General features: G+C 62.0%; 13 protein-coding genes. 10 read left to right on the forward strand and 3 right to left on the reverse strand.

Translation table 11 applies throughout. The features are described 5' to 3' along the window. Positions 1-89 precede the first annotated feature (89 nt). The 6 genes from Q0X61_RS07215 to Q0X61_RS07240 all read left to right on the forward strand — a co-directional run bounded on the left by Q0X61_RS07215 (position 90) and on the right by Q0X61_RS07240 (position 5873). Complete coding sequence (locus tag Q0X61_RS07215) at positions 90-833, forward strand: GntR family transcriptional regulator (protein ID WP_297741755.1); 744 nt, start codon at positions 90-92, stop codon at positions 831-833. A 114-nt stretch (positions 834-947) separates the two neighbouring features. Then, positions 948-2027 carry a transaldolase family protein gene (locus tag Q0X61_RS07220; protein WP_297741758.1) on the forward strand — a complete coding sequence of 360 codons (1080 nt, stop codon included), beginning with the start codon at positions 948-950 and terminating at the stop codon, positions 2025-2027. A gap of 227 nt (positions 2028-2254) precedes the next feature. Further along, positions 2255-3175: a metal ABC transporter solute-binding protein, Zn/Mn family gene (locus Q0X61_RS07225; RefSeq protein WP_297741778.1), complete on the forward strand. Its 921-nt coding sequence runs from the start codon at positions 2255-2257 to the stop codon at positions 3173-3175. Positions 3176-3332: 157 nt separating this feature from the next. Further along, on the forward strand, positions 3333-4022 hold the full coding sequence (locus Q0X61_RS07230; protein WP_297741760.1) for a metal ABC transporter ATP-binding protein: 690 nt from the start codon (positions 3333-3335) through the stop codon (positions 4020-4022). Continuing rightward, the gene (locus Q0X61_RS07235; RefSeq protein ID WP_297741762.1) at positions 4015-4974 is read left to right on the forward strand and encodes a metal ABC transporter permease; all 960 of its coding nucleotides are present in this window, start codon (positions 4015-4017) and stop codon (positions 4972-4974) included. Before Q0X61_RS07230 ends, Q0X61_RS07235 begins: the two co-directional genes overlap by 8 nt. Further along, positions 4971-5873, forward strand: coding sequence for a metal ABC transporter permease (locus Q0X61_RS07240; protein ID WP_297741764.1), 903 nt, complete (start codon positions 4971-4973; stop codon positions 5871-5873). Before Q0X61_RS07235 ends, Q0X61_RS07240 begins: the two co-directional genes overlap by 4 nt. Before the next feature lie 96 nt (positions 5874-5969). Here Q0X61_RS07240 and Q0X61_RS07245 read toward each other — a convergent pair whose 3' ends face one another. Together Q0X61_RS07245 and glp are read right to left on the reverse strand one after the other, a co-directional pair. Continuing rightward, positions 5970-6698, reverse strand: a complete 729-nt coding sequence (locus Q0X61_RS07245; protein ID WP_297741766.1) for a hypothetical protein — start codon at positions 6696-6698, stop codon at positions 5970-5972. A 79-nt stretch (positions 6699-6777) separates the two neighbouring features. After that, positions 6778-8067 (reverse strand): gephyrin-like molybdotransferase Glp, encoded by a 1290-nt coding sequence (gene glp, locus Q0X61_RS07250; RefSeq protein ID WP_297741768.1) that lies wholly within the window; start codon positions 8065-8067, stop codon positions 6778-6780. 18 nt (positions 8068-8085) lie between these two features. On the opposite strand from glp, the gene Q0X61_RS07255 reads away from it, so the two are divergent. From Q0X61_RS07255 to mscL, 4 genes are all read left to right on the forward strand, one after another. Further along, the gene (locus tag Q0X61_RS07255; protein WP_297741769.1) at positions 8086-8637 is read left to right on the forward strand and encodes a 5-formyltetrahydrofolate cyclo-ligase; all 552 of its coding nucleotides are present in this window, start codon (positions 8086-8088) and stop codon (positions 8635-8637) included. A gap of 50 nt (positions 8638-8687) precedes the next feature. Further along, on the forward strand, positions 8688-8948 hold the full coding sequence (locus Q0X61_RS07260) for an FmdB family zinc ribbon protein (RefSeq protein WP_297741771.1): 261 nt from the start codon (positions 8688-8690) through the stop codon (positions 8946-8948). Positions 8949-9548: 600 nt separating this feature from the next. Beyond that, complete coding sequence (locus Q0X61_RS07265) at positions 9549-10154, forward strand: SAF domain-containing protein (RefSeq protein WP_297741773.1); 606 nt, start codon at positions 9549-9551, stop codon at positions 10152-10154. Between the two features lie 143 nt (positions 10155-10297). Then, positions 10298-10666 carry a large conductance mechanosensitive channel protein MscL gene (gene mscL, locus Q0X61_RS07270; protein ID WP_297741780.1) on the forward strand — a complete coding sequence of 123 codons (369 nt, stop codon included), beginning with the start codon at positions 10298-10300 and terminating at the stop codon, positions 10664-10666. Between the two features lie 58 nt (positions 10667-10724). Here mscL and Q0X61_RS07275 read toward each other — a convergent pair. Further along, a partial coding sequence (locus Q0X61_RS07275; RefSeq protein WP_297741775.1) for a hypothetical protein occupies positions 10725-10939 on the reverse strand: 215 nt, incomplete at its 5' end.

The raw sequence follows: 10939 nt of genomic DNA on the forward strand, positions 1-10939 counted from the left end.
GAGGGTAGAGCGTCGGACAGGGCTCCCAAATTCGCCCAAAACTTTGTATCCTCCTACGATGCTATAAGTCACAACAAGAAAGCCCGACGATGTCTAAAGAGCACTTCAGTCTCGAGGTGGAGATTGATCGCAGCAGCCCCACTCCCCTACACCAGCAGATCGCCGACCCGCTGATCAGTCTGATCCAGTCGGGCGCTATCGAGCCAGGCACGAAACTCGAAGACGAGGTTTCGATGGCCCACCGGCTTGAGGTGTCCCGGCCAACGGCCAGGCGGGCACTCGAGACGCTCGTGAACCGCGGCTTGATTGTGCGTCGACGCGGAGCCGGCACCGCCGTCGCACCCCGGCAGATCCATCGCCCCATGGCACTCACGAGCCTCCACGACGACCTTGCCCGCGACGGCCATCGCGTCACCACCGAGGTCCTCGAATGGCTGGCCCAGCCCGCGGACGAGGACACCGCAGCCATGCTGTCACTCGCCGTCGGCACCCCCGTCGTGCGCATCAAGCGCCTGCGCTTCACCGACGGGGAACCCCTCGCCCTCATGACAAACGTACTGCCCGAGACCACCGCACCCACCCGCGCCGAACTCGTGGAACACGGCTTCTACGAACTCCTGCGTGAACGGGGCGTACAGATTAAGCTGGGCACCCAGAACATCGGCGCCCGTCTCGCCGACGACACCGAGGCGCGCCTACTCGACGAGCCGCCCGGCGCGGCGCTGCTCACGATGCAGCGCACCGCCTACGACGAGCAGCAACAACCCGTCGAAGTGGGTACCCACGTGTACCGGGCGAGCCGCTACACCTATAGCCAGACGGTGTTTGCCTGAGATCAGCCGTGGCCGGAAGGTAATCGTCGACTTTGTATTGACAAAGTTGCTGAAAGGGCGTTGAATGGTGGGTACGAACACACGCTCTAGGCTGAGCCATCAAGGAGGACAGCAATGACCGACGAGCACATCCCCGGCCCACTGTGGGACGCCGCACAAGAATTTCCCCAAACCGCGCAGTGGAACGACTCCGCAGACATCGAGGAGCTAAGCCAGTCCATCGCCATGGGCGGTGTGGGAGCCACCTGCAACCCCGTCATCGCCTACACCACCATCAAGAAGTACCCGGACGTGTGGGGCCCACGCATCCGCCAGATCGCGCAGGACAACCCAACGTGGGGCGAGAGCGAGATCGGCTGGCAGGCTATCCGGGACATGTCCGTCGAAGCCGCCAAACTGCTGGAACCGGCCTTCGAGGCGTCGAACGGTAAGAACGGTCGCCTGTCGGTGCAGACCGACCCCCGCCTCCACCGCAACGCCAAGGCGCTGTCCGACCAGGCCTTCGAGTTCTCGGAGCTCGCACCGAACATCATCGTGAAGATTCCCGCCACGAAGGTGGGCATCGAGGCCATTGAGGACGCCACCTACCGCGGCGTCAACATCAACGTCACCGTCTCATTCACCGTGCCCCAGGTCATCGCCGCTGCGGAAGCCATCGAGCGCGGCCTGAAGCGTCGTGAGGAAGAAGGCCTCGACGTATCGACGATGGGCCCGGTCGTCACCCTCATGGTCGGGCGTCTCGACGACTGGCTGAAGACCGTCGTCGAGAAGGAACAACGCTTCCTCGACCCGGGCCACCTCGAGTGGGCAGGCATCGCCGCGTCGAAGCACGCTTACAAGATCATGAAGGAGCGCGGCCTGCGCGCCCGCCTGCTCATCGCGGCCTACCGCAACGTGCTGCAGTGGAGCGAATTCATCGGCGGCGAGCTCGTCGTGTCTCCCCCGTTCAAGTGGGCGAAGCGCGTGAACAACTCCGGGTACAAACCGGTCTCGCGCATCGACGAGCCCGTGGCCGAGCACATCATGGAGACGCTGAAGGGCATCCCCGAATTCATGCGCGCCTACGAAGTGGACGGCATGAGCGTCGAGGAGTTCGAGCAGTTCGGCGCCACGCGCAAGACCATCCGCCAGTTCCTGAACGCGGATGCAGATCTCGACCTCTTGGTGCGCGACCTGATCGTCGAAGCCCCGTAACTCCCTCGTAGAGCGTACCCGCTGGGGCGGCAACACTTCGGTGTTGTCGCCCCAGTTGTTTGTGTATGGCGTTGGTTCGTATCGACGGCGGCGCTGCGTCGTCGATACGAACCAACGGACAGCACACCCAACCTTGACACAAGATTTAGGTAAGCCTAACCTAAGTTTGCGACGGGCGGTCCGTCGTAAGAGAGACCCGGTAGAAGGTTTGGGAGAGTAACGTGAGAATGAATCGTTGTGTCGGTGCGCTGGTGGCTGCTGCATGTGCGACGGCAGCGTTGGCGGGGTGTTCGTCTGGCAGCAACGGTGACGGGGATGGACTCAACGTCGTCTCCTCGACTGGATACCTGACCGATGCCATTCACAACATCGCTCCAGGTATTGAGGTGACGACGCTCGTCGCCCCTGGCGGCGACCCACACACGCAAGAGCTGACGACCGCTGACATCCAGAAGGTTGACAGCGCTGATCTCGTCGTGTGGACGAGTCACGACATGGAACACCGAATGATGGAGCACTTTGATTCACTCGGTGATAAGTCGCTACCGGCGGCTGAGGCCATCCCAGAAAAAGACCTGCTGCCGTGGGAGAACGACGACGGAACGCAAGGGCACGACCCGCACGTCTGGAACTCACCGTTACTGTGGAAGTACGTCGTGGATTCGATCGCAGACAAACTCTCCGACATGGATCCGGACAACGCCAGCACCTACGCCGACAATGCGAAGAAATACAAGTCCGAAATCCAGGACGCTCACGAAGAGGCGATGAAGAAACTCGCCCAGATTCCGGAGCATAAGCGCATTCTTATCACTGGTCATGATGCGTTCAACTACCTCGGCGCCACCTACAAGATCGACGTGCACGCCACGGACCTTGTCACATCTGAATCTCAGATCTCAGCGGCTGAGCTGAACGATCTCGCTGAGTTGATTGTCCAGCACGAAGTCAAGGTCATTTTCCAAGACAATCTCAAGAACCCAGAGGCGATCCAGCACTTGAAGGAGTCCGTGCGAGCCAAGGGAGGAGACGTCGAAGTTGCGGACACAGAGCTATTCGCCGACACGTTGGGAGAGTCCGCCCCAACGGATACCTACCTGGGAGCGTTTAAGTCGAACATCGAAGTAATTAGCGAGGCGCTTCGATAACGCAGAACCGGGACGAATACAAAGCCTGTTGTGCGTGCGGGCTCCACTCTGCCGCACAACAGGCTTGCGTATGGCGCGCAGCGCCATCGAAAGGCAGGTGAGTGTCTTGGATGCTCCTCTCAAAATGCGGGGCGTGAGCGCGGGTTATCAGCAAACCATGGCATTAGTCGATGCGAATCTCGACGTTGAGGCTGGGTCAGTTCATGCCATCATCGGACCAAACGGGTCAGGAAAGTCAACGCTACTGAAAGCGGCCCTCGGTCTTCTCCCAGGCGCAACAGGAACTGTCACGTTCTTTGGAAAGCCCTTAGAGCATGCACGCAGGCGCGTTGCCTACATGCCACAGACAGCCAGCGTTGACTGGGACTTCCCAATCAAGGTCGAAGACGTAGTCCTGATGGGGACATATCCACGATTAGGTTGGGTGCGACGGCCGGGGCGCACGGAGCGACAGGCCGCCGCATCCGCGATGGAACGCGTGGGACTGACCGACGTCGCGGATAGACATATATCAGCACTTTCGGGCGGACAGAAGCAGCGCGTGTTTGTGGCACGCACACTCGCTCAGGGAAGTGATCTGCTGATAATGGACGAACCATTCGCAGGGGTAGACATCGCCTCCGAATCCGTGATCCGGAGCGTCCTCCAGGACGTGGCCACGCAGGGCAAGACGGTCGTGATCGTGCACCATGACATCTCAAGTATCAGTGGGTTTTGCGACCAAGCCACTCTGCTCTCCGCTGGTTCGGTCCAAGCAACTGGGGCTATCGACGATGTGCTCTCACCGGAGCATCTTGCCAACGCTTACGGGATTGCCCCCGAAATACTGAAGGGCTGCGATGGGTAACCTGCACTTCATACCGATAACGGAGTTCTTCTCGACGTATGGCTACCGGACCACTTTCTTCGCTGTCGTCCTCGCGGGACTCCTAGCTGGGGTATTTGGCTCGCTGCTCTACCTGCGTCGGCAGTCACTGATGTCCGACGTGATGGGTCATTCAGCAATCTTCGGCGTCGCCTGCGCATTCATCGTCGCAGAAGCCGTGCTCGGGATCAACGGGCGCTCTATTCCAGTCTTAATCCTGGGCGCTGCCGTCTCTGCCTTCCTATCGGTGTGGATTACCTCGTGGGTCAGCGATCGCACTCCTATCAGCGCGGACACAGCGATGGCGGTGTCCCTGGCTCTGTTCTACGGCGGAGGCTTATGCCTCCTTTACATCATCAGTCACTCTCGGCTAAGAGGACGGGCGGGGCTCTCGGATTACATCTTTGGCAACGCTGCAACCACCCGAGCCGCTGATCTGCACGCAATAATGTGGCTATCAGTCGTCGTGTTGATGGTGCTGGTGGTGTTATGGAAGGAATTCAAGATCTGCATCTTCGACCCGATAGCAGCTCGCATGTATGGGTTACGCCCATCTATCATCAACCCCATTCTCATGACATGCGTGACACTTGCTATCGTTGCAGGAATCAAAAGTGTCGGCATGATCCTCATGGTCGCTTTTGCCATCCTTCCAGCAGCAATATGCCACCAATTCGCCGGCTCCATGGCACACATGGCATTGGGGTCAGGAGCTATTGGTGCCCTGGCCGGAGGTGTGGGAACGTATCTCTCCATTAGTGCTGGAAATGTTCCCACTGGCCCGATCGTTGTACTACTCCTGTTTGGAGTATTCGTTGTAGCGATACTCGTTTCTCCTCGCCGGCGCAAGGCTGCAATTCCCAGCGCTGCGGATAGACCCAGCGACGAGGAGAGTCAACGCGTAGCGATTCGAGGCACAGGTGATCCACGATGAGCTTCATAACGTCTGCGTTCCTACTCGCCGTTGTTACCTCAGTAGCATGTTCGCTTCCTGGGGTCTTCGTTGTGCTCCGAAAGCAATCCATGTTGGTAGATGCGATATCACATGCGGTGCTGCCAGGAATCGTCATGGGAGTGGTGATCACAGGAACCCTTCAATCGCCGCTCATGATTGCCTTCGCCACACTCATGGGACTTGCCATAGTGTGGTGTTCAAACTGGCTACGTCGGGCCAGCCTGCTCATTGGAGAAGCAGACCAAGGCGTCCTTTTCCCTGCCTTGTTTTCACTCGGCGTTCTTCTGCTGTCGACCACCTATTCCAACACCCATATCTGCACGGAAACAGTGTTGGCTGGTGACCTCAACCTGATGGCTCTACGCTCGCAACACATCTTCATCGACGGAGTCAGCATTGGGCCGCGCGCCATGTGGACATTGATTGGCGTCTCAGTATTGAACATTGCCTTCATAGCGCGATACCGACGAGTGCTATGCACCGCAATCTTCGACCCCCAGTATGCTCACTCCATCGGCATGCCTGTTCGGCGTATCGACAACATGTTCATGACTCTCGTCGCCTTGACCGTAGTCACCGCATTCAATGTTGCCGGGTCAATTCTCGTCGTAGCGTTGATGATTTGCCCAGCAGCAACAGCGCTACTCATCACCCGCGACATCCGCAGCGTTATCCCAGCAACAATCATTACTGCCGTATTCAGCGCCATTGCTGGATTCGCAATTGCATGGCAAGCCGAGCTACCCACATCGGTAACCATGGCACTCATTGATGGCATTCTGTTCATTCTCGTAGCCATCGTTTGGATGCTGCGTACGCCCCGGCGTATCCGCAAGAGCACTTCGCACGCACAGGGTCAGCTCCCCAATCAACCATGATCATGTGAGCAGGCTCGCTCATCTGTAGCCCCAGCCGTTGAATTCTACCGCCACGGGGATGGGACGAACTCTAGGCCGGCGTTGCACTTCGGGAGTTTACTCGCCCATGGCGCGGGGCAGCTCCGCCGATTCTTCCGCGACGGGGGCCCCGGGCTCGTCGGCCGTGGGCACCAGCGGAGTGCTCGTGACGACGGGCGCGGAGAGGTCGATGGTGCGCACGGTGCGCGGCATCAGCGGCTTCTGCACGTAGGTAGGTGAGGTGACGGGCACCGGGTCCCAGAACACGCCGTGCTCGGACGGGGCGGTGAGATCGATAGAGAACTCGGTGGATTCGGCACGCTCCTCGATGTCCTCCATCACCTCGGTGACCTCGTCGTCGCCGAACCCGGCGTCGATACGCGCAGCGCGGGCGTCCATCCGTCGGTGCATCTGCACGACGGTGAACCGCGCGACGCCGATGAACGCAACCATCAGCACAGTCGGGATGAGGAAGGCCCACCAGGCAACGACACCGAAGCCGCCCAGCATGGCAAGCAACATCGCCACCGCGCAGAGCACCGCCATGACGGTGAGGCGCCGGCGCGCCGCCTGCTGCGCGGCCATCTTCAGGCCGTACCGTTCGGAGGCGCGGGTGAGCGGCGTCGACACCGCGGCCGGGTCGCCATAGTCGGCGTCGTCGCCAGTGAAAATACGCAGCGACTGGGAGAAACGCTCCGTCGGCTCTTCGGCGATATCGTCAGAGTTGGGGCGCTGGCTTGAAATCCATGGAACAGCGCATACCAAACCCACCACGAGCAGGGTGGCAATGATGAGTCCGGCAAGCATGCTGCCACGCTAGAGGGACAATCGTGATTCGGCTGTGACCTCAGCGGGCGAGTCGCGCAAATTATACAGTGGACAAGGGTCAGTTGAGGTCATCCAACTGCCAATACTGCACGCTGCTACCGGCATTTGCAGAGGCGGTGTGCTCGTCGAGCAGCACGAGGACATTCGTCTGCGCGAGTTCGGTGAGCGCATGCGGGCGCGATACGGGCGTGACCCGGTTGATGCCGGATTCCTTGGCAACTCGCGCGCGCAGCAGGTGCGTTTGGCCCTCGGTGGAGCGCATGCCGTGGGCGGCGATGCCGCGCACGAGGGGGCGACGAGGGTCGGCGCCGGCGAGCTTGCGGATGAGCGGCCAGCCAAAGGCCTGGAACGAGACGTAGGCGCTCACGGGGTTGCCCGGCAGCATAATCATCGGGATGTTGTCGTCCCCGATGAGGCCGAAGGTCTGGGTGCGGCCGGGAGTCATGGCCACCTTCGCGGAGTCGACCAGGCCGATGCCGGACATCACCTCGGCCATCGCCTCGTAGTCTTCCCGGCGCCCGCCCGTGGTGGAGATTACGAGGTCGGCGCGGATGAGCTGGTCGGTCACCGTGTGGCGCAACTCGTCGTGGTCGTTGGAGCCGACGACGGTGTGGAACACCTGGGCGCCTGCCGCGCGGGCCGCGGCGGCGATGAGGAAGGAGTTGGCGTCGAAGTTACTGTCCGACGAGGCCTGCGCACCAGGCGCGACGAGCCCCTCGCCCGACCCAACAACCACCACGCGCGGGCGCGGACGGACGAACACCTTGTCGATGCCGGCGCTGGCCAACAGGCCAACTGAGCGGTCGTCGAGGATGTCGCCTTCTTTCAGGAGTTGCTCTCCCGCATGGAGATGTTCACCCGCGACGCGCACGTATTCACCGTCGCTCACGGTGTCGAAGATCCTGGCCAAGTCACCTTCCAGTGCGACGTACACCGTCGGGAGAACTGCCGTGGCGCCTGGCGGCACGGGGTCGCCCGCTGCGACGTGACGCACCGCGCCAAGCGGGAGGCGGCCGTCTTCGGTTTCGGCGAGCATCATCGTCTCGACACGCTTGCCGTCGTCGTCGGTGAGGTCGGAGGCGCGCACCGCATACCCGTCGACGAGAGCGGTGGTCTGGTGGGGCACGTCGACGAGTGAGGTGATGTCTTCACACACCACCTGGTTCCAGGCTTCGAGCAGGCCCATGCCGAAGGGGCGCAGCGGCTCGACGAGGCCGAGGAGGTAGTCAATGTGGTCTTGCATGGAGCGCAGGCCCGCCTCGTTGCTCGCGGGCGGTTCGGGCAGGCGCGGTGCCTCGACCTCTTCCACTTCTACGGGTTCCTGCTGCTTACGACCAAACCAAGCCATGCCCCCTACGATAGTTGGGTGACCTCCGATAAGGCTGCACTACGCGCGCGGGCGCGTCGAGAACGTGCGCCGGAGACCATGCGGCGTGAAGACCACGAGCGGCTCCGTCGCTTTCTCGCGTGGCTTCCGGCTAAGCCCGGGGTGTGTGCGACGTACGTGAGTGTCGCAGGTGAGCCTGACACCGTCACGCTCGTGGAGGCGCTCGTGGCGCGCGGCTGGGAGGTGCGGTTGCCGGTGCTTCGTCGCAAGCCCGACTGGGCGCGATTCGAGGGCTGGGATACCACGCGCCCGGCATGGCGCGGCATCCCGGAGCCGACGGGCACGCACCTGGGGGCGGCGTCCCTTGAGGATGCAGATGTGGTTGTCACCTCGTGTTTGGGGGTGGATCGCGAGGGGTACAGGCTGGGGGTAGGCGGCGGTTGGTACGATCAGGCGCTCACCCACCGCGGGTTTGGGGCCGTGCTGGCGTGGGCACGCGAGGCGGAGGTGTGCGAGGTACTGCCGCGCGAACCCCACGACGTGCCGTGCGACGGGTGGGTGACGGAAGCGGGTATTACTTGGGTGCGCTGAATTGCACTTCTGGGCGTACACTGGGCCCGTTTGTTTCTCCGGAGGATCCAGTGCCCAAGTACCAATATCACTGCAACGATTGCGACGCCGATCTCGAGGTGCAGCAGAAATTCACCGACGATGCACTCACCGAGTGCCCCAAGTGCAAGGGCAATCTGAGGAAAGTATTCAGCGCCGTCGGCGTCGTCTTCAAGGGCTCTGGTTTCTACAAGACCGATTCCAAGCAGCCTGCGGCAAAGCCGGCGGATTCTAAGCCCGCCGAGTCGAAGCCTGCGGAGTCGAAGCCTGCCCCCGCCTCGTCGGACAGCTGAACGCCCTCTTCGTTGGTTGAGTAGCTCGAGCCTCCCGGTGGTTGAGTAGCGGGCGAAGCCCGCGTATCGTAACCACGCCCCCCCGATGGTTGAGCCGCCGCCAGAGGCGGCGAGTCGAAACCATCTGCCCCGCATTTTCTGAGCGGCGTGGACGAACTGTACGACTGGGAAACTGCAAAACTCGCCACTAGCGACAGCTCTCGCGCGTGGTTCCCGCGGGAGACGATTCGCTAATGTCGAGTTTTGCAGTTTTCTCGCGGCATCTCGATTCGGCGACTACGTCGCCTACTCGATGACCGGGGGATACGCGCCCGTCGCCTACCCGATGACCGGGGGGGATACGCGCCCGTCGCCTACTCGGTGAGCGACCCCGGGCGCGGCCGCCCCTGGTGGTTGAGCCGCACCCAGCGTCCTCGGTGGCTGAGTAACGGGCGAAGCCCGCGCATCCCCCCGATGGTTGAGCCGCCGCCAGAGGCGGCGTGTCGAAACCATCTGCGGCCAGTCCATCCCCGCACTCCGCCGCCGAGACCACCTGAAACCCACCAAATTCGCCCTGTGGAAAACGGGCGTGACGGGTGGCGAGTTGCCAATAGTAAAGGCATGCAACTACTTCGCCGACTTGGTTCATTCATCAACTGGCATCGCCGCGTGGTCGCCGCGCTGTGCGCAGCGGCCGTCGTCGCGGGCATCGTCTCCATCGCCAGCGCACCGCCGTCCGATGGAGAGCCCGTCGTGGCGCTCGCTACCGACGTGCCCGCCGGTGAGGCGCTCTCGGCGGAGCACCTCACGACGGTGCGCGTCCCCACTTCACTCCTCACTGAGAAGATGCTGCGCTCGCCCGACGAGGCCGTCAGCGCACACACCGCCGTCGCGCTGGAAGCAGGCCAGGTGCTCACGAAGGGTCTGCTACTCCGGGGCGGGGGCGTGCAAAAGGGGCATGCGCTGGTACCGGTGTCGGTACCAGATCAAGACCTGCGCAACCTACTCGTGCCAGGCACCACCGTGGAGCTGGTGGTGGCGCTTGGCGAGCAGCCCGAAGTTTTGGGCCGGGCGCGCGTCGCCGCCCAACCCAGCGCACCCACCTCGACGATCGGGGCGACGAAGGGTTCGAGCATGGTGCTCATGGAAGTGACGGCTGAGCTGGCGCCGTCGGTGGCCACGCTCGGGCAGAGCGGGCAGCTCGCGGTGGTGATCGGAGGCCTATAGCACAAGCGCATTTGAGTTTCCTAGGAGGGATCAACTATCGTAGTTGCGCTAGTGGGGCGCGTGCCCACTCCAACGTCGCCTCCAGGTGATTGCGCGCGCCCTGAATCATTCCCGCCAACAGGCGGCATACAGAAAGCGTGACAATGCAGGGATTCAAGGAATTCATCATGCGCGGCAACCTCGTTGAGCTTGCTGTGGCCTTCATCATGGGTGGTGCCTTCGCCACTGTCGTCGAGTCGTTCACCGCGGTCCTCATGGACGTGCTCGGTAAGCTGGGTGGCACCCCCAATTTCTCGAGCTTCGCCCCCGGCGGTATCAGCGTCGGTGTGTTCCTGACTGCGCTCGTGTCCTTCCTCATCCTCGCCTTCGTCGTGTACTTCGGCATCGTGAAGCCGTACAACTTCGCCCGCAAGCGTTTCGAGAAGGACGTCGTCGAAGAGGAAGCTGAGCCCACCGCCGAAGAGGCGCTGCTCGGCGAGATCCGCGACCTCCTCAAGGCCCAGCGCGCCTGAGCGTCGATCGGCTGCATCGAGGCGCTACCCCACCGGGGTGGCGCCTCGTTTGTGTTTGTCAGCCCCAGTGCGGTGGGCGGTCGGCCGCCAGACGCCGCTCATCGGCGTTCCAGGGGCGCTGAGCGGTCGCCGTCGGCTGTAATCCGGTGAGGCCCAGGCACTCTCGAAGGTGCATGAGCTTGGCGTGGAAGGCAGCGAACCCAACATGCGCCACGACATCCATGCTGTCTCTTATACACATCTGACGCTGCCGACGATTCGCCACCGGTGTAG

This window comes from uncultured Tessaracoccus sp. (genome assembly GCF_947255005.1).
GTDB lineage: Bacteria > Actinomycetota > Actinomycetes > Propionibacteriales > Propionibacteriaceae > Arachnia.